Below are 20,739 nucleotides of genomic sequence, written 5' to 3'. Positions count from 1 at the left end.
CTCAACGTCCCGCTCCCGCGGGATTTTTTGTGAGCGACGTTGATCGATAACTGAATAGGTGTGTGTCATCACGGTGTCACATAGAGGGCCCACCATTTCGTCATGTCGATATATCTCGACATGTCGACATCTTGTGCAATCGGAGCACCGTGATGGCCCAGCCCCAACGCGTCTTGGATTTTGATTACTTCGAACGGCGCTCACTCAGCGCATCGATGTCGATCGACCATGCGCTGGATGCACTGTCGGCACTGAGCAACGGCGCACGTCTTGTGATCTTCCGCACGCTGGTGAACCACGAGCCGGAAGGACTGACCGCCGGTGTCCTGACCGACATGATGGGAATGCGGCACAACACCTTGTCCAACCATCTGGCCGTGCTGAGCCGAGGCGGATTGATCTGCGGCACCCGCGAAGGCCGCTTCGTGCGCTATCGCGCCTGCCTGGACGGCATGCATGGTTTGCTGGCCTTCCTGCTGGACGATTGCTGCGGCGGTCGTTCCGAGCTCTGTCTGCAGCCTCATCCCACCGATCCCGCCTGCGATTGCGTGGCGGAGGTCCCTGCCCCACCGCGGCCGCTCAAATAGTCGTGTACCGCCCGGCTGGGGAGTCGGGGGGTACCTAACCATCGCACCCATGCTCATCTGAACCTCGGAGACTTACATGTACCTGCGCCTCACTTTGCTTGCCGCCGCAACGCTCAGCATCCTCGCCTGCTCGCCGTCTGGAACACCTGCTACCACTGGCCAGGACACTGCCGGGGCACCTGCAAAAGCCGGCGAGATCACCGGCATGGTGAGCACGGACGGCTCGTCGACCGTGTTTCCCGTCACCGAAGCGATGGCTGAAGAGTTCCAGAAAGAAAATGCCGGCATCAAAGTAACGGTCGGCATGTCAGGAACCGGTGGCGGCTTCAAGAAGTTCTGCCGCGGCGAAACCGACATCTCCAATGCGTCGCGCCCGATCAAGGGTGAGGAGAAGGAAGCCTGCAAGGCCGCTGGCGTAGAGTACATCGAGCTTCCAGTCGCGATGGACGCTCTGACAGTTGTGGTCAACCCACAGAACACCTGGGCCAATGACCTCACCGTCGACGAACTGAAGGCCATGTGGGTCCCTGAAGCACAGGGCAAGATCACCAACTGGAACCAGATTCGTCCGAGCTTCCCGGACAAGCCGCTGGTCCTCTACGGTGCGGGCACCGATTCGGGCACCTACGACTATTTCACCGCTGCAATCGTTGGCAAGGAGCACTCCAGTCGCGGCGACTACACGGCCTCGGAGGACGACAACGTGCTGGTGCAGGGAGTCTCGGGTGATGCCAATGCACTGGGGTTCTTCGGTTTGGCCTATTACGAAGAGAACGCCGACAAGCTCAAGGCAGTAGGCATCAAGACCAACGCCGCCGCCCAGGCGGTCGCGCCCAGCGTCGAAACCGCGCGCTCCGGCCAGTATCAGCCTCTGTCGCGCCCGATCTTCATCTACGTAAGCAAGAAGGCCGCCGAAACCAAGCCCGAGGTCGCGCGCTTTGTCGAGTTCTATCTGGACTCCAAGCACTCCGAAGGATTGGTGCAGGAGGTGGGCTATGTACCGCTGCCGGAGAACGCATTGGCCGCAATGCGCGAGCGCTTTGCAAAGCGGGAGATTGGCACCGGCTTCACTGGCTCGAAGATTGGCGTTTCCATCGACGAGCTGCTGAAAGAGAAGCTGGTTTACTGACAATCATGGTCGGCGCGCACAGCGATGTGCGCGCTGGCTGAGGCCGTCTGATGAAAAGTAGTGGTTCCTTCCTCGATGTGGGTCCTGTCCCGCTTCAGCCAAGCGACGCATTTCTGCGCCGCCGCCATGCCATCGACACAGGCATTCGCCTGGTACTGTTCGTCGCAGCGGCGCTATCAGTTCTGGTCACCTTCGGCATCCTCTACGTCCTTCTCAGTGAGAGCTTGAAGTTCTTCACTCAGGTGTCCATCGTGGACTTCCTGACCGATACGCATTGGACGCCCGTCTTCGAAGAGAAGCACTTCGGGATCATGACACTACTGTCGGGTACGCTGATGACCACGGCCATTGCCCTGGTTGTTGCCGTGCCTGCCGGCACGATTCTCGCGTTGTATCTCAGCGAGTTCGCCAAGCCCAGGCTCCGTGAAGCGGTAAAGCCGTTCCTTGAGCTCATTGCAGGCGTACCAACGGTCGCTTTCGGGTACTTCGCTCTGCTGTTCTTGACGCCCATCTTTCAATCCTTCATCCCGGGTCTGGCGCGCTTCAACCTGCTCGTGTCTGGGGTGGTCATCGGCATCATGATCTTGCCCTACATCGTATCCATGAGCGAAGATGCCATGCGCGCCGTGCCTGATTCGCTGCGTGAGGGGGCATACGCACTGGGATTCACCCGCCTGCAGACCGGACTGAAGGTGGTGACGCCAGCTGCGCTCTCGGGCGTCACCGCCGCTTACTTGCTCGGAATGTCGCGGGCGGTCGGCGAGACTATGGTAGTGGCTATCGCTGCCGGCCAGCAGGCCAGGATCGCGACCAATCCGCTCGAGGGTGCAGCAACTATCACCTCATACATCGTGCAGTTGAGCATGGGCGATCTTCCACATGAGTCGATTGCCTATCAGACCATCTTCGCCGCCGGATTGACGCTTTTCGCACTTACGTTCAGTTTCAACCTCTTCGCCTTCTGGCTCCGCAAGCGCTACCGGGAGGCCTACTGATGCGCGACCACATCGAGCCCATGGGCCTTGACGATGCTGCAATTACACGGCGCGCAAGAGTTTCAGACTTGTGCTTCACCGTGCTCGGGCTGCTGGTACTGTTCCTGACCCTGACCATTCTGATGGCGCTTGTAGCCGACTTCGTAGTCGACGGCGCGGCCAGACTCACTCCAGACTTTTTCACCAACTTCCCCTCTCGCCGACCTGAGTCTGCCGGTATTCTCTCGGCGTGGATCGGTACTTGCCTTGTCATGCTGGTGACCGGGGTCCTTGCCGTGCCGGTGGGGGTCGCCGCAGGCGTCTATCTTGAGGAATACGCCCCGAAGCACTGGGTCACCGACTTTATTGAGGTCAATGTCACCAACCTTGCTGGCGTTCCTTCGATCATCTTCGGACTGCTGGCACTGGGGCTCTTCGTCCAGATGTTCGGGCTCGGCCAAACGATCCTGGTCGCGGGCATGACGCTTGCTCTGCTGATCCTGCCCATCATCATTGTCGCGACCCGCGAGTCACTGCGTGCCATTCCTCAAGACATCCGCGAGGCTGCTTTCGGGCTGGGGGCAGATCAGTGGCAGACCGTCAGCATCTTTCTGCTTCCGGCCGCGCGTCCGGGAATCCTGACTGGCGCCATCGTGGGCATGTCGCGGGCCATTGGCGAAACCGCGCCGATCATCACCATCGGCGCACTGACCTTCATTGCCTTCCTGCCGCCGTCACCAATCCAGGCATCTGCTACCTTCATCAGTTTTGAATGGCTCAGCTCCCCCTTCACCGTGATGCCCATCCAGATGTTCAACTGGGTGTCGCGACCGCAGGCTGGCTTTCACGTGAATGCAGCCGCCGCCGGGCTGGTGCTGCTGGGCATGACCCTGCTGATGAACGGCTTTGCAATCTGGCTGCGTTACCGCCTTCGCCGCCGCTTGCGGTGATCCACGGAGACAACATGAATCACTCGACCATCTCAATTCCGGTTCCCGTGGCCGAACGCACCTCAACCCCCGCCCACGATGCGACGGTGCGTGCTGAGGTCCGTGGGCTTGACTTCCATTATGACAAGTTCCACGCGCTGAAGGACATCAACCTGTCGATCGGCAGCAACCAGGTCACTGCGCTGATCGGCCCCTCGGGCTGCGGCAAAAGTACGCTACTGCGCTGCTTCAACCGGATGCATGACCTGTATCCGAATAACCGGTACTCCGGCGCGATTACCCTCATGCCGGAGAACCTGAATATCGTAGGGCCGGATGTGGACCCGATGCGCGTGAGGCTGCGCATTGGCATGGTTTTTCAGAAGCCAAATCCGTTCCCGAAATCGATCTTTGACAACGTGGCCTCAGGGATCATGATTCGCGGTGTGCGCAACAAATCAGTTGTCACTGAGCATGTCGAACGCGCATTGCGCGGAGCGGCCCTCTGGGATGAGGTGAAGGACAGGCTTGGTAAGTCAGCATTCGAGTTGTCCGGCGGTCAGCAGCAGCGTCTGTGCATAGCCAGGGCGCTGGCGCCCAACCCCGAGATAATTCTCTTTGATGAACCCACATCTGCACTCGATCCCATTGCAACTGCGCGGATTGAAGAGCTGATCGACGAGTTGCGTGCGCAGTACACCATCGTCATTGTTACCCACAACATGCAGCAGGCTGCGCGGATCTCGGACAGGACGGCATTCATGCACATGGGACAGCTCATTGAGAGTGGCCCTACGGCGGAGTTTTTTACCAATCCGAAAGAGCAGAAGACCCACGAGTACATCACCGGCCGTTTCGGCTGAGGAGCAAAGGTCATGACCGACCATATTGTCCAGTCTTTCGATGTCGAGCTGCGGGGGCTTACTTCACACATCCTTGAGCTCGGCATCCTTGCCGAACAGCAGCTTACGGATGCCGTCTGGTCGCTACGGCGTGGCAACGAGCAAATGGCCAAGGAAGTGGCAGAGCGTGAGGAGCGACTGAACCGGCTTGCGGCGCAGATTGATAGCGACGCTGTGAGCATGATCGCGCGTAGACAGCCGCTAGCGATCGACCTTCGCCATGTGATGGCGGCAATCCGAATTAGTTCAAACCTGGAGCGCGTGGGCGATCTTGCTTACAACATTGCCAAACGCTCGATGGCAATGAGCGAGGCTCCGATACCAGCAGAGCTTGCGGAGCCTATGCAGCGTATGGCCGAGCTCACGCTATTGCAGCTGAAATCAGCGCGGGAGTCCTTTGCCACGATGGACATTCATTCGGCTTATCGCGTTTGGGAGGAAGATGCAGTAATTGACGCGATGCACACGATCTTGTTCAAGGATATCGTCCAATGCATGGCCGACGACCGCGCCTCCGCATTTGACTTAGCTCACCTGCTGTTCGTCGTCAAAAATATCGAGCGGGTTGGTGACCACGCAACCAACATAGCCGAGGACGTCGTATACATGGTCAGCGGAGCGTTACCCATCGGCAAACGCCCCAAGATGGATGAAAGCACCCTGCCCAGGGCGGGAAGTGACAACCTCGGCAACAGCTAACAAACCCACTATCCCTGCATATTGGGCCGCTGCGCCCAACGGCGACGAGGTCGGAGAGCCGTTTTGTGACGACGGGACTACCTCCTTCCCCAGATTTCACGTTGCACCATGCAACGGGTTATTTATCGCATGGTGTTGTGGCACCATGGAGTGATGGCGGTGACATATTACTTTCTTGATACCGAGTGGTCCGATGTATTGGGCGCTGAGTTGGTCAGCCTCGCGCTGGTCCGGGAGGATGGGGAGCAGGACTTTTACGCCGAACGTGCCGATCTTTCCGAAACGCCGACCGACTTTGTTCGCCAGGCCGTATACCCGCTGCTGACCCGCGGAAATGCGGCCATGTCGGATGCGGCTTTGACCACGGCGCTTCGTGCCTTTCTGGGGTCGGTTGCGACGCCAGCGGTGATGGCGGACTACCCAAACGACTTGCACCTCTTGCAGTACGCCTTGGATGGCTTTGAACTGCCTGACGAGCAGGCTGCAGCCTGCGGCCCAATTCCCACCCCCATCCTGACGCGCATGCTGAAGGACGGCCTCACGGGAATGCTGGTAGAAGATTGGTTCGCCGCACATCCGGAGCAAAACGCCAAGCGCCATCACGCGCTGGCGGATGCGCAGGCGTTGCGGATGGCGTGGCTGGTCGCTACCGATCGCCTGCCGCCGCCAGCATGGGCCAAGTCGTACCGGCGACTCAGGGTATAGAAGCTCTGCTGGCTTTGATGCATTGAGCGAATTGGGTATGCTTGCGCCATGAGTCACATCTGCCAGCTCGGCCACCGAATACCGGCGTGATCGCATTGATCGATCACGCCCCTGTTGCTCATGTTGGTCAGAGCGCCGGCCTTATACCCCGGTGAGAGCACGCGCCAGATAAGCGCGTACACGTCGGTTCGATTCCGACCGGGGGCACCACCGTCAATGACGGAAGAATGCTTCTACTTGCGCGCCATGGCAGCGCTTGTACTTGCTGCCGCTGCCACACAGGCACGGCGTATGTTCACGCAGTCCCGCACCGAGTGACTGGCCCAAGAAATCCCTGGCCTGTAGAAGGGGCTGGATTTCATTGGCGGGAACGCTCACCTCTCCATATTGGGATGCTCGCTCGCCGCGGTTCATCACCCGGACTATCGCTTCAGACATCTGGATGAAGTGCTTGATGAGCATGTCATCGCGTAACGGCATGCGGACGTTGTCGATGGCCAAGCCCTCGTAGCGTCTGCGCGGATCGGGCACAAAGAGAATGCGTGTCTCACCTTCAGGCTTTGGCGTGATGTCGACCATTTCACCCTCGGGGCTGACCCACACGGCATGGAATTCTGCCTCCACCAGCACGTGCGGCCATTCCCACAGCTGCCAACCGCACCGCATCTGGCCGCCGTCCCGCGTGATCTTCGCTTGCACGTTGGGAAAGCACTCATGCACGATCGCATCGGCTTCCGGCTGCACAGGCAGATAGACGGGCTCTGCGCCGCGCACGACGGAATCGGTCAGGCGCCGCACTGCACGGGTGATTTCCGGGGGTGTGGTCGTTACCACGGTCATAGCAAAGCTCCTTGCGATCGTTGCGCCTAGTGTTCTCAACCTAGGTTATGGCTCCGGCGTCTCTTCCGATGAGATCCGCTTCGAGCCTTTACCGCCGGTACTGGCCGGCTGTAGCTGGGCCAAAAGCGGCTCCAAGGTGCTCAGACGCACCGTGGCGCGCAGGGTCCCCGCCTCGGCGTGCTCGCGTCGTTCGCGCTCCTGGGTCAATTCGGTCCGAGCTTGGGTGAGCTCCTGTCGTACTGCTTCCAAACTCTGGGTATCTTGGCTCCAGCGCACCTGCAGCGCCTGGTGTTCGGCCGCTGTGAGGCGCAGCGTATCGAGCTCGCCTTGTTGTGTCTGGATGGTCTGGCGCAACTGCGCTAACTCCCTTTCCAGCCGAGTGTGGCGTTCCAGCCATTGGCCGTTTTCCCTGTTGAGCTGCACCAGGTCGTGGTTTTTGGTGGTCAACACTTCGTTGGCTTGGCGCAGGGCGACCTGCAGTTCCTGCACCTGGTGCTCATGCCGGCGTTGCTCCTGCTCGCGCTGGTCTTTGACCGAGGTGCGGTAGTGCTCAAGGGCTTCCCTGGCATGCTCGTGCTTCTGTTCCAGGGAGCGCGCATGGCTTTCGTGCTCGGTCAGTCGCGCTGTGAGGCCCGCGATGCGCTCCTCTAGCTGGGCCAGTTCAGTGGTACGGCTGGCCAAGTCGCGCCTAGCCGCTTCGCCGGCCTCGCGCTCTGTCTGCAGCGCCGCCTCGGTGCGCTGAAGCTGCGCACTGAGGCTTCCGGCCTCTTGCCGGGCCTGTTCCAAGGCTTGGGTGCCCGCTTGCAGCTCGGCCTGGAAGCGCTCTTGCGCTTGGGCGATCAGCGCCTCGGCCTCGCCGTGCAGTCGCTCGGCCAGCCGCGCGACCAGGTCCTGCAGGGCATCGCTGACAGCGATCTTGGCGCGTAGGCCTTGCCCTTCCTCCTCTTCCAGCTCCTTCAGGTAGCGATGGATGGTGGTTTTGGACCCAGTGTTGCCCAGCGCCACGCGGACGGCGTCCACCGAGGGGTTCTTACCTTCGGCCCGGAGGATGTCGCGGGCGCGCTGCACATTGTTCGTCGACAGACAATTCTGCCCTGATCAGGCAGAGATTCTGCCCCTTCAGGCAGACAATACTGGCTCGCCGTGAATCCATGCAGAGATTTCTGGCTGTAGATTGGCCCGTTGCACACATCTACCGTTACAGGACCAGTTGAGCTCGCAGTTTAAGGAGCCTCTTACTTCATCGAAGGCCTGTCCGTCCTCATCGAAGCGCTTTCCGCCGGTGCCTGCCGATGGCCCGATCTGTCTGAGTAGACATGATCCGCCACAGGCCAGTTATCGGAGAGAAGAACCCGGCCGGGGTTTCCCTCGCGCCCTGGACGAATCCGCGGAGCATGGCAGTCATCAGATTCATGGTCGTCACCTCGCCCAATGGTGGATCAGATGTATCGGTACTGCACCGTAACACGCGCTGCCGACGGCTAGCTGCGCTTGTGGGCAGCCCTCGGCCTGACTGGTCAGATGGGTTGAGACGTTTCCCCCACAGGTTACCTGAGTGGCGAGCCGTGGCATTCTTGCGGCAAGCAGCTTCTGCAGCAGGCGTCCTATGCACTGGGATCCACCATCGGAAACGACCGCGTCTGCTCAAGCCAGGGTGGATGTCGCGACAGATTGGCTCGATGCGGACACTTTCGAAGCGTTGCTGAGCCCGGATGCCCTCCAAGGCCGGACCCTGAAGCAATGCCTTCAATCTGACAGCGTTTTGGGCGTGTGGATCGCAGAACGGAAGCTCTATCTCTTTCCACAGTGGCAGCTCGACCCTGCTGGGACACCTTGGGCTGGCCTCTCTGCAGTGTTGGCGCTACTGCGTGGGCCATATGGCGTTTCAAGCGGCGAACCTACGTCTGGGTGGGAGGAAATCGAGTGGCTGGTCGCTCCGCATGCTCTATTGTCCGGCGCGAAGCCATCAGAGGTACTTGCTCTGGATCCGGATCTGGTCCTGGCCGTGGCCAAGCAAGAGTTCTCCTCTTCTAGCGATGATGGCCGCTGGTGAACCCTGATCCTTGCGCTGAACCTTGACCAGGCAATTCGGGACGTTTCCCCCACGCTTTTAGCTCGCCTTTCAGCCGGCCACTAGGCGTGGCCCGGCCGCGCTGGTGATGATGCCCATGCCGTTCGCGCTACGTGCGTCCTGGGCTGCGCCAGGTATTGATGAGGTTGACGACTCGGTGTACTATCGGGACGTACTCAAAAAACACAATAAAATCAATGCGTTACCTCGCATAACGCATCTTATGTTTGTCAGGGCGATGTAAATGTCTATATGGCTTCGGTTTTTGCCGGATGCTGCCGATCTTTCGTCGAGGTGCGGCTTTCCCTGATAGACACTCAGGATTTCCTCTGACAGATTCGCTTGGCCAATCCAGGCGCAGCTAGGGGAACTTGCATGGCAGCTCGATATGTTCTGAGTCGTTCGGGAACGCAGTACCGCTTTGTCCTTAAGGCCGGCAACAACGAGATCATCCTCACCAGTGAATTGTATGCCTCCAAGCAAGGGGCACTGACTGGAATTGCTTCAGTCAAGGCGAACTCTCCTGAAGATTCGCGCTATGAGCGCAAGAACGCGGCAAACGGCCAGCCTATGTTCAACCTCAAGGCCGCTAATGGCGAGCGCATTGGTACCAGTGAGACCTACTCTTCCACCCAGGCCCGCGAGGCAGGAATTCAGGCTGTTAAAAACAACGGGCCAACTGCGCCAGTTGACGACCAGGCTTGAATTCCAAATGGGGAGCATGCCGCTCCCCTCCGCGGGCGTGCCCTATTCGTGAGGCTTGGGACGTTTTCCCCACAGATCGCCCACAATCTTCCGACTTGCTAGACTCGTGTTCTGTGTGGTCTCCATAGTGCGAGGCGGCTGAATGCACTTCGACACCTTTACGCCCGCTCAACGGATCCTCCGAGATGCGGCTGACGCGCGCCAAACACTTGCTGAGCAATGGCTCACTGCAGCACAGGTCAGTCAGGGGCTTGGCTCTCATGCTCCGAACGGTGGCCGCTTGGTCAGCCAGTTGCGCCGCGCTGGCAAGTTGCTGGGAGTCTACGTCACCAATCCGTCGCCCAGTTACCGCTACCCGACATGGCAGTTCCTCCCGAGCGGCCAGCCTGTGGACCACTTGGCCGAGATTCTGGCTGTGCTGCGTGAGTTCGGTCCTTTTGAGCAAGAAGGTCGGCAGGGATTCGTGAGAAAAACAGCCGAATCGTCTCTAACACCATGATTCAACGAGGAAACACCCCTCGACGTCAGGCAGTTCGTGGATTACAGACCTAGGCTTGATTGAACCAGAAGCCGCGTGACACAGGCATTCCTGGAGTACTGCTCAGGCACGCGTGCCCTTCTTGAATATTGGATTCAAGAGTTTCCACGCTCCTGACCCAACGGAAACCTTCAAGAAGGCTCTGACCGTCGCCTGATCCATTGCAGTAGTTCCTCGTGCGGGATCGTACGTCCAGCGTCGACGTCGGCCATACCCTCGCGGGTCCGCCGTTCCTTCTCTTCCTCGGTCAATCCCGGAAGGAGTGCTAGTAGCTTATCTTCAGGGCTCATAGGCCGATGAGCTGTGCTCAAGTTGGCTTGATTCTCGTGAAAAAATATGGGCAGGATCTGGGGATCATCCAAGCCCGCCGGCAAAGGCAGCGATACGTCGTGGACCGCCAAGTCGATGATGACGTCCAAATCTGAGCATAAGGGCTGTATGGCGGTGGTCACCAGACGAGCCGCCCGCTCGGCGAAAGCCAGGTCCACCACCAGCCAGATCAACAGACCGGGAGGCTGTTCGACGCCCCCTGACGAGTGAGTTTCCAGGAGATAGGCCGACGAGACGAAGTCGGCGTGCTCAAGGCTGCCGCTGATGGCCGGAGCGAGCCAAGCCGGCGCGGCCTGGGCAGGTCTCACCGCGAACTCCGCCGGCGCCAGACGTTCCACCCTGGCCAGAAAGCCCGTATCCAACAATGTCGCAACCTCTTCCGGGTACAGGACAACGCCGCCGTAGTTGGGATTGAGCATCAACGTCGCGCCGCGAGTACCGGTTAGCAGCTCACGGCCTGAAACTCCCAGAATTCTGACAGCAGACGAGCTGGCCGCCTGCGCCTTGTCGAGCGAGGTAAAGAAAGGGATCGCATCGAAACCGTCAGGATGGCGGAACTGGACCAGCCGCAGTGTCTGCGCGTCGTCCGAGATGGGCGCATGCACGTACACGATCGCATCCATCAGTCGCTTGAAGAATGCGCGTTCCTCGGCTGCACTGTCGCGGGCCCGTTCAAAGGAAGCCTCCAGCGCTGTCTCCGCAGACGTAGTCCCTCTTCCACGCGGCCTGCTCGGTTGCTTCATGGTCAGATGCGATGAGGGCCAAGCGGGTACCCGGAGAACCAATCCGCCTCGATCTCGCTGCTCAGGTAGGGTCGTACGAAGGCCGACTGGGTCAGCGCTCGCAGCCGCTCTTCGTGCTCAGCAATCGCCTCGATGTCGCTGACGGTTGGATAGTGCCGCAGCAGTCGATATGCCTCTTGCCGCACCTCTTTAGGCACGGCTTGGCTGGCCGCTAGCTGCCTGAGGAACGCGCCCGCCTGCAGCACATTGCGGGTGCGCTCAGATGGCATCGTCATGACATCAAGAATGACTAGCACTAAGGAATGCTTAGCTTATCGCGTTTGTGGCCGGCCAGGGCACGGTGCAACTACAGACCTTGCGATTCCTGTATTAATGTAATATAATCAATAACTTAATTCGCATAAGTGAGCGTTATGTCCATGGAGTGAGGGCCAATAGGAACGAGCAGGTAGCCTGAGCCTTCCCATGATGGGAAGGTCAACAACGCGGGACGGATCACCACTCAACTTGCCTGTCGTTTGACCTTCCCACCGTGGGAAGGCTCATCGTGACACCGTCGGCAAACCGCCGATGCTTTTGGAGGGTTGTCCATGAATCTCGTTGTTGAAGGTATGACCTGTGGTCACTGTGTCCGAACGGTCACCCAAGCCATTCAGGCCCTTGACCCCCACGCCCAGGTGGTCGTCGATCTGGGCAGTGGCGTGGTCAAGGTCGAGGGCCTGCTTGCCGTAGAACAGGCGGTTGAGGCCATCCAGCGGCAAGGCTATGTGATCGCTGCGGTGCTCCCTTCTGAGGCTGGTACGCCGGCCGCCCCGGCCGTCGCATCCTCCTGCTGCGGCGGATGCCACCGCTGAGTCCGCGCGAGGGCTTGATCCTGATCAATGACAGTCGGCCCCAAGAGGGCTAGACTGGCCATCATGAGAGCTCGCACGTCCCCTGCCCTGATCTGCCCAGCGTCCGCAGGCGCTGCTTCGGGCGTGCGGGAGCTGTCATGGTGAGGCTGCTGAGGCGATGGCGGCGACCCCGTTCTCGTGCCCGACTGGCATGGCTGGGACTGTGGGCGCTGCTGCTGCAGCAACTCGCGCTGGTGGCTTACGCCTGTCCGCTGGAATCGGTGGAAGCTGGACAAGCGACCCTGATGGTCGGTTGCGAAGAGATGTCCACGCCGGATCCCGATGCTCCGGCGTTGTGCGACCAGCATTGCCAGCGCGATCACATCGCCACGGCCGATGCGAAGGCCCCTCAAGTGCCTTACCAGCCCGCGCTGGCCGCCTTCGCGCTGGTGCAGGCTCTGTTGCCACCGGTACACGCGCAGTTCTATCGGGATGTTCCGGTGTGCGTGTCCGATCCGCCTCCCCTGCAGCGCTTCTGTAGCCTGCTGATTTAAGCCCCCTCCTGGATTGACCCGTGCTCGTGCTGCATGCGTTGCAGCGCGCTCGTTGTCGTTTCCCGGAGGTCTTATGGAGATGTCTTTCTTCTTGCGTGCAAGGCGCAAGATGGCGTGTGGGTTCGTGTTTGCCCTGGCGCTCAGTGGTCCTGTGCTGGCGGCATCGCCCGCTATCCCGATCAGCTACACAAAAGCCCTACAACGGGCGCTTGCTAACGCCCCAACCCTGCAGGTGCGCCGATCGCAGATCGATGCCAGTACCGAAGAAGCCGCGCGTGCTGGCGCGCTTCCCGACCCACGTTTGATCGTGGGGCTGGCGAACTGGCCCGTCAGCGGACCCGATGCCTTCAGCTTGCGGGCCGATGAGATGACCACCCAGCAAATCGGTCTGATGCAGGAGTTTCCTGCGCGTGCGAAACGACGTGCCGAGCACGCGTTGGCGCAAGCGACGCTGGCGCAAGCGCGCTCACTGTCGATGGCCGAACAGCAGATGGTGGCCCAAGCGGCCGCGCTGGCCTGGATCGAGCTGTGGAGTACGCAGCAAGCCGTAGATGCGTTGGAAGGTCTGCGCGAGCCGGCCCGTATAGCCGAGCGTGCGGCGCGTGCTCGCTTGGCAGGCGGCACGGCCGGGGCCAGTGATGTGCTTGCCGCCCAGGCCGCCCTACTGCAGTTGGACAATCGCCTGGAGCAGGTACATGCGGAGCACGCCGCCGCGCAGGCCGGCCTGGCGCGGTGGTTGGGTATTGCACCAGAGGCGATCTTGGCCAGTGGTGCGGCACCGGATTTTTCGCAGTTGCCATTGGAGCCCACCCAACTGCTGGCCAAACTGGACCAACACACGCCACTACTGGGCTGGGAGGCACGCGAGAGCTTAGCCCAGGCCCAGGTGGATGCGGCCGTGGCCGAAACCCGCCCGGATTGGAGTGTGGAGCTCACCTACGGACGTCGCGAGCGCGCACCCGACGGCATGGCGCGCAGCGACATGCTCATGGTGGAAGTGGGTGTGGGCCTGCCGCTGTTCCAGAAGAACCGCCAAGCACGAGGCATCGCGGCACGGCGGGCCGAGCTGGAGGCGGTGTCCGCAGAGCGCGATGAGGCCCGGCGCATCCAAGCCGAGTCGGTGCAACGCGCGATAGCGCGATGGCGCGGGTTAACCGGCCAGTTGGAGCGCCAGAACACGCAGAGCCTGCCTTTGGCGCGCGATCGTGCACGCACGGCGTTGGCCGCCTACGGCGCCGGTGCCGACCTGCAGCCGTGGCTGGAAGCGCGGCGCGATGAGATCGAATTGCACCTGGAGAACGCCCGTCTGCTGGGCGAACAGGGCCGTGCCTGGGCGGCACTGGCCTATCTGCTACCCCATGAGGAGAACACGCCATGAGCCCGACCAAGACGCGTCTCACACAGCTCGCCGTGGCCCTCGGGTTGCTGGCGCTCGGCTTTGCCGGCGGCTACGCCTGGATGACTCGAACCTCTGATACCACCCCGCCCCCCGGCACGAGCGTCGCAGATCAAGCACGCAAGGTGCTGTACTGGTACGACCCCATGGCGCCGGAGCAGCGATTCGACAAGCCGGGCAAATCTCCGTTCATGGATATGGAGTTGCTGCCCAAATACGCAGATGAGGCCATAGGGGGCGGAACGCAGATCGATCCGCGCCTGCAGCAGAACGTGGGCATACGCACTCAGGAAGTGACGGTAGAGTTACTAGGGACTGCCGTACGCGTGCCGGGCACACTGACGTGGGATCTGACCCAGGAAAGCGTGATCAGTGCGCGCATGGAAGGCTTGATCACCCACGTGCAGGTAAAGGCGCCGTTTACCGAGGTTCGTCGTGGTCAAACGCTGGCCACCGTGCAGGCCCCGGCATGGAACGCGGCCATCGCCGAAGCACATGCCCTGAGCCAAGCTCAGTCCGCGGGCGCGCGTGAGCTGCAGGGTGCGGCGCAACAACGGTTGCGTTCGTTGGGTGTTCCTTCTGGCGCCTCGGCCAGAAGTGGCGTCGTGCTTAGCGCAGACCACAGTGGTGTCGTGACCGAGATCCTGGCACGCGAGGGACAGACGGTGATGCCCGGTACGCCACTGTTCAAGATCAATGGGCTGGACACGTTGTGGCTGGAGGCCTCGGTACCCCAGGCAGCGCTGGGCACCTTGCGGCCGGGGACCTCAGTGCAGGCCACGGTCAGTGCCTGGCCGGCAGAGCGCTTTGCCGGACAGATCCAGGCGTTGCTTCCCCAGGTCGACATGGCTAGTCGCACGCAGCGGGCGCGAATTGTGCTGCGCAACCCGCAGCGTCGGCTGGTGCCGGGCATGTTCGCCGAGGTTCTGGTGCAGCCCGACGCCGAGCAGGCCCTGCCAGTCGTTCCCACGGAGGCGCTGATCGCCACCGGGCGGGACAGCCGGGTCATCGTGCAGGATCCGGACGGGAGCTTCCGGCCAGTGCGGGTGAGTGTGGGACGTAGCGTGCAAGGGCGCACGCAGATCGTGGCAGGCTTGGCCGGTGGTGAACGCGTGGTCGTCTCGGGTCAGTTCTTGCTCGACTCCGAAGCCAGTCTCTCCGGTGCGTTGGAGCGCCTGGGTGCTGCACAACCGACACGCCCTGCCAGCGCATCAGGTGTGCACGAGCGCCATGACGCCGGGCACGAACCACGCACTGTCGTGCCGTCACCGTCCAGACAGCCGGCGCCTGTCGCGCCAGACACCTCCACCTCTACGCCGCCGCGCTGCCCGGTGCAGTACTGGTATGACCCGATGGTGCCGGAGAAGCATTTCGACAAGCCGGGCAAGTCACCGTTCATGGATATGCAGTTGGTACCCAAGTTCGGCCCCGCCGCAGCCGCTGATTGCCAGGCAAGCGAGGTCATGTCCGAAGCGATGGAGGGCACACCATGATCGCGCGCCTGATCCATGCTTGCATCGCCAATCGCGTGCTGGTGCTGGTTGCCGCCGCGCTGCTGGCGGTGGTCGGTATCTGGTCGGTAAAGAACACGCCGCTGGATGCGCTGCCGGACCTGTCCGATACCCAGGTCATCATCCGCGCGCAATGGGCGGGGCAAACCCCGCGCATCATCGAAGACCAGGTCACCTACCCGTTGGCCACCACGATGTTGTCCGTGCCGGGCGTGAAGGCGGTACGCGGCTTCTCCTTCTTCGGTGATTCATTCGTCTACATCCTGTTTGACGATGCCACTGATCTTTACTGGGCGCGCTCTCGAGTGCTCGAGTACTTGAGCCAGGTACGCGATCGACTTCCGCCGAATGTGAATCCGGCGCTGGGTCCTGATGCGACAGGACTGGGCTGGATCTACCAGTACGCCTTGGTGGATCGGACAGGTCAACGTGATGTGGGGCAGCTGCGTGCGTTGCAGGACTGGTTTCTTCGTTATGAGCTAAAAACCGTGCCGGACGTGGCTGAAGTAGCCAGTGTGGGCGGTGCGGTGCGCGCCTGGCAGATCCAGCCCGATCCGCAGGCGTTGGCGGCCCGTGGACTGACGGTGGCCGAGCTCATCGAGGCGGTGGATGCGGCCAACGGCGCTACCGGGGGCTCGGTGATCGAACAAGGCGAAGCCGAACTGATGGTGCGCAGCGAAGGCTACCTGCGCACACAGGAGGCGTTCGAACAGGTGCCGGTAACCGGCAACGACGGCATCCCCGTCCTGCTCGGCGAGGTGGCCACGATCAGTCGCGGGCCGGTCTTCCGTCGTGGTATCGCAGAGTTGGATGGTCAAGGTGAGGTGGCCGGCGGCGTGATCGTCCTGCGGACCGGCAAGGATGCCTTGGGGGCCATTCGGAACGTCAAAGCGCGACTGCAGGCGTTGCAATCCAGCTTGCCCGAGGGCGTGGAAGTGGTGCCGGTGTACGACCGCTCCGAGCTGATCCAGGATGCGGTACGCAACCTCACCCACAAGCTTGGCGAAGAGTTTCTGGTCGTAGCGCTGGTATGCCTGCTGTTCCTGTGGCACCTACGCTCGGCGTTGGTGGCCGTCATCACCCTGCCTTTGGGTATCCTGGCGGCCTTCATCGTGATGCACGCCCAGGGGATCTCCGCCAACTTGCTGTCATTAGGCGGCATCGCCATCGCCATTGGTGCGATGGTCGATGCAGCGGTGGTGATGATCGAAAATGCACACAAGCATCTGGAGCACTGGCGGGAGGCGCACGGCCGGGAACCTCAGGGTGAGGAGCGCTGGCAGCTGATGGCCCGCTCGGCGGCCGAGGTCGGACCGGCCCTGTTCGCCAGCTTGCTGGTCATCACCCTGTCTTTCGTGCCGGTTTTTGCCCTGCAGGCGCAGGAAGGGCGATTGTTCTCGCCTCTGGCCTACACCAAGACCTACGCGATGGCCGCCGCAGCAGGGTTGTCGGTGACCTTGATCCCCGTCTTGATGGGCTACCTGATCCGCGGCCGCATCCGCCCGGAACAGCAGAACCCCATCAATCGCATCCTGATCGCTGGCTATCGGCCCATCCTGCTGTGGGTCCTCAAACATCCCGGTGTCACCTTGCTGCTCAGCGGCCTGCTGCTAGTGCTCACCTTGATCCCCTTTAGCCGGTTGGGCAGTGAGTTCATGCCGCCCTTGGAAGAAGGCAGCCTGTTGTACATGCCCACGGCCCTGCCCGGCCTGTCCGCCGACAAGGCCCGTCAGTTGCTCCAGCTCTCGGGCCGGATGATCAAGACCGTACCGGAGGTTGAGCACGTGTTCGGCAAGGCGGGCCGTGCCGAAAGTGCGACCGATCCGGCACCGATCGAAATGTTTGAGACCACCGTGACCTTCAAGCCGCGGGATCAATGGCGCCCGGGCATGACCCCCCAGAAGCTACGCCAGGAGTTGGACGCAGCGGTCAAGATTCCCGGTCTGACCAACCTATGGGTCCCGCCCATTCGCAATCGCATCGATATGTTGGCCACCGGCATCAAGAGCCTGATTGGGATCAAGGTCTCCGGACCCGATGTGGAGCAGATCGAGCGCCTGAGCCAGCAGATCGAGCAGGTGGCCAAGACTGTGCCCGGCGTGAGTTCGGCACTGGCCGAACGCGTCACGGGTGGGCGCTATGTCGATGTACAGGTGCGCCCGGAAATCGCTGCACGTTACGGATTCACTCAAGGCCAACTCCAGCAACTGATTGCCACGGTCGTTGGCGGTGATCCAATCGGGGAAACGATCGAGGGGCGCGAACGCTATCCCATCGTCTTGCGCTACCCCCGTGGCCAGCGTGACTCGTTGCAGGCCTTGCAGGATCTGCCGCTGATCGCGCCAGGCGGTGTGCAACTGACCTTGAGCCAGGTGGCGGAGTTGTCAATCAGCCCAGGCCCGCCGATGCTCAAGAGCGATAACGGCCGGTTGGTGGGCTACATCTACGTGGATGTGGCCGATCGCGACTTGGGATCGGTGGTCCAGGACCTGCAAGCCGCGGTGCAGACCCAGGTGAGTTTGCCTGCCGGCTATGGTCTGGCGTGGTCGGGGCAGTACGAGTATCTGCAACGGGCTTTGGCACGCCTGCAATGGGTGGTGCCCGCGGCGTTGGCGATCATCTTCCTGGTCATCTGGATGGTGTTTCGCCGGCTTAGCGATGTATCCATCATCCTGCTCAGCTTGCCCTTGGCGTTGGTGGGCGGTTTCTGGTTGATCTGGGGGCTGGGCCATGCGATTTCGGTGGCCAGCATGATCGGATTCATCGCCCTGGGCGGCGTTGCGGCTGAGTTCGGCGTCATCATGCTGCTGTACCTGCGTCATGCCTGGGCGCAGCGCTTGGCCAGCGGTGCGCCGGAAGATGTGTCTACCCTGCAAGAGGCTATCTACGAAGGCGCCGTGCAACGGGTGCGCCCGAAGGCGATGACGGTAGCCGTCATCCTGGCCGGGTTGTTTCCGCTTTTCGTCGGTGCCGGTGCCGGCTCGGAGGTCATGCAACGTATCGCCGCGCCGATGCTGGGTGGCATGCTCACCGCACCGGTGCTCTCTATGGTGGTGATTCCCGCAGCGTTCTATCTAGTGCGGCGACGTGGATTGCGCGCGGCGCGGGGCGACCAATGAGAGACAGACTGAGCACTTGAGGTAAGTCCCCACAAAAAGACGCCAGTCATGGAAGAAGTCATGACTGGCGTCAAAGGGGAGAGTACCGCCTACATGCTTACTTATCAGTGCCCGGCGTGCGGGGAAATCTCAAAGCTCAGCGACGCCCGATCCGACACAAAATCCAAACCCTTTTGTGTAGAGGGCACCATGTGATTGGTGTGGATGTACCAGGTCTTGGCGGTGGTCACCTGGAAACTGGCTTGGCCTTGGGCATCGGTGCGCAGGAGCGTAGCGCTACCGTGCCCACCCTTGACCGGTGCGTCAGCACGATGACCGACGTACACGCGTAGGTTGGGCACTGGCGTGCCCTGCTGCAGCACCTGGAACGACAGCTGTTCGCCGACCTTCACGCTTCCAGGATTGCGGGCCAAGCGGATCCCAGCGGATAGCCCAGCGAGGCAGCGAAATCGTCGGTCAGTTTTGTGCCCACCTGTCCAATGGTACGAGCATGCTTGGTATAGCTATAGGTGACCCCTTTGGGAAACTTGCTCGCATCATAGGTGGCCAGGGTATCGGGCAAGTCTTCCAACTCCAGGTACTTGCCGAACTCGCTGGCCGTACGCGTGCTGGTGGAGGCCATCGTCGAGACCCCCAGCAGATAGGTGCCCTCGCCCGCCGGATGCACGGTGAGCTGGCTCTGCTTGCCGACCTCTTTCCAACTGGCCAAGTCCGGTGCAGCCTTAGCGCCGCCCTGACTCAGCGAAACGTCCTGTAGACGCGCTCGGGTGACTGCACCTGCACTTTCATCGAAGGTGCCATTGTTCACCAACGCTGTGTTCGCCTCGCCCGCTGCGGTGCCAGGCTTGGAGAAAGCGACAAACAGGTCGTGCGCACCGGCACTGCCGGCCACAGCGAACAGCAGTAGTGTGGCGGATAGTTGCGTGTTTCTCATGATGTGTAGCTCCTCGTGATCGTGGCTTACCAGTGGTAACCAAAGCGGACATTCCAGCGACGACCCAGCAAGTCGTACGTCATGGTGTCGGTGTCGGTGTTGGGGTTGTTCTTCACGAACGGCGCCTTCTTATCGAGCACTTTTTCAACGCCGGCGGAGATATCCCATTTCTTCCTGATGCCGTAGCTCAGTTGCAGGCTGTGGTACACCACGCTGGACACATGCGAGCCGATCGTGTCGGGCACGGCGATGATGTCGTCCGCGCTGCCGATGTACTGCGCCGAATAGACGCCGGTCCAACGGTTCTTGCCCATACGCAGTGAGCCCAAGCCACGCCACTGGGTGTAGCTACCCAAGCCGCTGGTGATCTTGCCGGCGTACTCAATGGTGGTGGCCCCGGGCGTGAGCGCCCCCAACCCACGCGGGGTGAGTCTGGAGGTCCTGGAAGCCCTGCTGGATCTGGTCATGGCCTCGGGCAAGGTACGTGTGGTCGACGTGGCGGAACTGTGTCCGCCCCTGGATCCGGATCAAGCCACCGCACGTGTGGCCGCGCGTTTGATCCACCGAATGGTCAGTGCGCAGGCTCAGTGAAGTGATATCGGCTGGCAAAAGGCAGTGAGCTAATGGGAACGCTCAGCCAGCAACTGCTTCATTTGCGCGATCTCCTGTGTCTGCGAGGTAATAATGTCCTGGCAGAGCTTCACCAACTCAGTATCCTTCAGACGATTCTCCTCACACATCAGGATGGCGCCAGCGTGGTGGGGAATCATCGAACGGATGAACTGCTTGTCAGTGACCGCTGCTTGAGTGCGAATGCCCCACCAGCAGAACAGCATGAACGCCACCGTCAGACCAGCCAGAATCAGATTGCGTCGGCGATCGGGGTACATGCTGGACATTAGCCACAGCTCGATCAGCAGCATGGGAGCGGCCATCAGGCCCGCCATGTAGAACTGGTTCACGTTGTTATAGACGTTAGCCCACTGATCGACCATTGCGTACATCAATGCGTACATGGCCACGAAAGACAGGCCCATCATCAACAACAGGCGGCCGTAATGGCCTTGATGCCCTTGTTGTGCCTGGTGGGCAGGTTGGTGTGAGGCGTGCGGTTTTGCGTGCTGGGACTGCGGGTCTTGCGCGTTTTCGTGCGTACCGTGCGAAGAGGACATAACAATCTCCGTGGGAATGGCAGAACGGCGGAAGAACCCGGGAACTGTTGGAACAGCTCCCGGGCTGA

The 20,739-nt window shown here is 61.1% G+C and carries 23 protein-coding genes and 1 tRNA gene; 16 read left to right on the top strand and 8 right to left on the bottom strand.

The window, feature by feature from the left end; translation table 11 throughout:
- Window positions 1-152 precede the first annotated feature (152 nt).
- The 8 genes from VN11_RS11075 to VN11_RS11040 all read left to right on the top strand — a co-directional run bounded on the left by VN11_RS11075 (window position 153) and on the right by VN11_RS11040 (window position 6,135).
- Complete coding sequence (locus VN11_RS11075) at window positions 153-587, top strand: ArsR/SmtB family transcription factor (RefSeq protein ID WP_019184704.1); 435 nt, start codon at window positions 153-155, stop codon at window positions 585-587.
- Window positions 588-663: 76 nt separating this feature from the next.
- Window positions 664-1,716, top strand: coding sequence for a PstS family phosphate ABC transporter substrate-binding protein (locus tag VN11_RS11070; RefSeq protein WP_053449750.1), 1,053 nt, complete (start codon window positions 664-666; stop codon window positions 1,714-1,716).
- A gap of 50 nt (window positions 1,717-1,766) precedes the next feature.
- Window positions 1,767-2,711 (top strand): phosphate ABC transporter permease subunit PstC, encoded by a 945-nt coding sequence (gene pstC, locus VN11_RS11065; protein ID WP_187299806.1) that lies wholly within the window; start codon window positions 1,767-1,769, stop codon window positions 2,709-2,711.
- Entirely contained in the window at window positions 2,711-3,640 is a 930-nt protein-coding gene (gene pstA, locus VN11_RS11060) for a phosphate ABC transporter permease PstA (protein WP_080374914.1), read from the top strand. Before pstC ends, pstA begins: the two co-directional genes overlap by 1 nt.
- Window positions 3,641-3,654: 14 nt before the next feature.
- Window positions 3,655-4,482, top strand: coding sequence for a phosphate ABC transporter ATP-binding protein PstB (gene pstB / locus VN11_RS11055; RefSeq protein ID WP_074038423.1), 828 nt, complete (start codon window positions 3,655-3,657; stop codon window positions 4,480-4,482).
- 12 nt (window positions 4,483-4,494) lie between these two features.
- A complete protein-coding gene (gene phoU, locus VN11_RS11050; RefSeq protein WP_019184709.1) occupies window positions 4,495-5,220 on the top strand; it encodes a phosphate signaling complex protein PhoU in 726 nt (241 codons plus the stop codon).
- A gap of 108 nt (window positions 5,221-5,328) precedes the next feature.
- The gene (locus VN11_RS11045; RefSeq protein ID WP_228892862.1) at window positions 5,329-5,925 is read left to right on the top strand and encodes a 3'-5' exoribonuclease; all 597 of its coding nucleotides are present in this window, start codon (window positions 5,329-5,331) and stop codon (window positions 5,923-5,925) included.
- Window positions 5,926-6,032: 107 nt separating this feature from the next.
- Window positions 6,033-6,135, top strand: a tRNA-Ile gene (locus VN11_RS11040).
- Between the two features lie 3 nt (window positions 6,136-6,138).
- Here VN11_RS11040 and VN11_RS11035 read toward each other — a convergent pair.
- Both VN11_RS11035 and VN11_RS11030 read right to left on the bottom strand, forming a co-directional pair.
- Window positions 6,139-6,765, bottom strand: coding sequence for an SEC-C domain-containing protein (locus VN11_RS11035; RefSeq protein ID WP_019184711.1), 627 nt, complete (start codon window positions 6,763-6,765; stop codon window positions 6,139-6,141).
- Between the two features lie 45 nt (window positions 6,766-6,810).
- A complete protein-coding gene (locus tag VN11_RS11030) occupies window positions 6,811-7,833 on the bottom strand; it encodes a DNA-binding protein (protein WP_019184712.1) in 1,023 nt (340 codons plus the stop codon).
- A 1,378-nt stretch (window positions 7,834-9,211) separates the two neighbouring features.
- Here VN11_RS11030 and VN11_RS21825 point away from each other — a divergent pair.
- Entirely contained in the window at window positions 9,212-9,541 is a 330-nt protein-coding gene (locus tag VN11_RS21825; protein WP_074038356.1) for a YegP family protein, read from the top strand.
- 142 nt (window positions 9,542-9,683) lie between these two features.
- The gene (locus tag VN11_RS22260) at window positions 9,684-10,040 is read left to right on the top strand and encodes a hypothetical protein (RefSeq protein WP_129111535.1); all 357 of its coding nucleotides are present in this window, start codon (window positions 9,684-9,686) and stop codon (window positions 10,038-10,040) included.
- 170 nt (window positions 10,041-10,210) lie between these two features.
- On the opposite strand, the gene VN11_RS11025 is transcribed toward VN11_RS22260, so the two are convergent.
- Both VN11_RS11025 and VN11_RS11020 read right to left on the bottom strand, forming a co-directional pair.
- Complete coding sequence (locus VN11_RS11025; protein ID WP_049401588.1) at window positions 10,211-11,152, bottom strand: SseB family protein; 942 nt, start codon at window positions 11,150-11,152, stop codon at window positions 10,211-10,213.
- A gap of 2 nt (window positions 11,153-11,154) precedes the next feature.
- Window positions 11,155-11,448 (bottom strand): BPSL0761 family protein, encoded by a 294-nt coding sequence (locus VN11_RS11020; RefSeq protein WP_223224794.1) that lies wholly within the window; start codon window positions 11,446-11,448, stop codon window positions 11,155-11,157.
- 294 nt (window positions 11,449-11,742) lie between these two features.
- Between VN11_RS11020 and VN11_RS21820 the strand changes: the two genes are divergently transcribed.
- The 5 genes from VN11_RS21820 to VN11_RS10995 all read left to right on the top strand — a co-directional run bounded on the left by VN11_RS21820 (window position 11,743) and on the right by VN11_RS10995 (window position 18,565).
- Window positions 11,743-12,006: a heavy-metal-associated domain-containing protein gene (locus VN11_RS21820; protein WP_080374913.1), complete on the top strand. Its 264-nt coding sequence runs from the start codon at window positions 11,743-11,745 to the stop codon at window positions 12,004-12,006.
- 137 nt (window positions 12,007-12,143) lie between these two features.
- Complete coding sequence (locus VN11_RS11010; RefSeq protein ID WP_012480207.1) at window positions 12,144-12,539, top strand: hypothetical protein; 396 nt, start codon at window positions 12,144-12,146, stop codon at window positions 12,537-12,539.
- 73 nt (window positions 12,540-12,612) lie between these two features.
- Entirely contained in the window at window positions 12,613-13,917 is a 1,305-nt protein-coding gene (locus tag VN11_RS11005; protein WP_187299805.1) for a TolC family protein, read from the top strand.
- Complete coding sequence (locus tag VN11_RS22845) at window positions 13,914-15,428, top strand: efflux RND transporter periplasmic adaptor subunit (protein WP_005413406.1); 1,515 nt, start codon at window positions 13,914-13,916, stop codon at window positions 15,426-15,428. The genes VN11_RS11005 and VN11_RS22845 overlap by 4 nt, the downstream gene beginning before the upstream one ends.
- Window positions 15,425-18,565 (top strand): efflux RND transporter permease subunit, encoded by a 3,141-nt coding sequence (locus tag VN11_RS10995; RefSeq protein WP_053449749.1) that lies wholly within the window; start codon window positions 15,425-15,427, stop codon window positions 18,563-18,565. Before VN11_RS22845 ends, VN11_RS10995 begins: the two co-directional genes overlap by 4 nt.
- Window positions 18,566-18,669: 104 nt before the next feature.
- Here the strand turns inward: VN11_RS10995 and VN11_RS22710 are convergent, their stop codons facing one another.
- The 3 genes from VN11_RS22710 to VN11_RS10985 are packed head-to-tail and all read right to left on the bottom strand — an operon-like array spanning window position 18,670 to window position 19,966.
- Window positions 18,670-18,957: a DUF4198 domain-containing protein gene (locus VN11_RS22710; protein ID WP_238581878.1), complete on the bottom strand. Its 288-nt coding sequence runs from the start codon at window positions 18,955-18,957 to the stop codon at window positions 18,670-18,672.
- Complete coding sequence (locus VN11_RS10990) at window positions 18,954-19,499, bottom strand: hypothetical protein (RefSeq protein ID WP_238581877.1); 546 nt, start codon at window positions 19,497-19,499, stop codon at window positions 18,954-18,956. Before VN11_RS10990 ends, VN11_RS22710 begins: the two co-directional genes overlap by 4 nt.
- Before the next feature lie 26 nt (window positions 19,500-19,525).
- Window positions 19,526-19,966 carry a TonB-dependent receptor gene (locus tag VN11_RS10985; protein ID WP_238581876.1) on the bottom strand — a complete coding sequence of 147 codons (441 nt, stop codon included), beginning with the start codon at window positions 19,964-19,966 and terminating at the stop codon, window positions 19,526-19,528.
- Here VN11_RS10985 and VN11_RS22960 point away from each other — a divergent pair.
- A complete protein-coding gene (locus tag VN11_RS22960) occupies window positions 19,884-20,090 on the top strand; it encodes an arginase family protein (RefSeq protein ID WP_005413410.1) in 207 nt (68 codons plus the stop codon). The two genes, VN11_RS10985 and VN11_RS22960, sit on opposite strands and share 83 nt — an antisense overlap.
- A gap of 29 nt (window positions 20,091-20,119) precedes the next feature.
- Here the strand turns inward: VN11_RS22960 and VN11_RS10975 are convergent, their stop codons facing one another.
- A complete protein-coding gene (locus tag VN11_RS10975; RefSeq protein ID WP_053449747.1) occupies window positions 20,120-20,671 on the bottom strand; it encodes a DUF305 domain-containing protein in 552 nt (183 codons plus the stop codon).
- Window positions 20,672-20,739 lie beyond the last annotated feature (68 nt).

The sequence above is a fragment of the Stenotrophomonas maltophilia genome (genome assembly GCF_001274595.1).
GTDB classification, from domain to species: Bacteria; Pseudomonadota; Gammaproteobacteria; order Xanthomonadales; family Xanthomonadaceae; genus Stenotrophomonas; species Stenotrophomonas forensis.
Note: the sequence above shows the minus strand (reverse complement) of the source record. Positions and strands in the feature narration are given on the sequence as shown.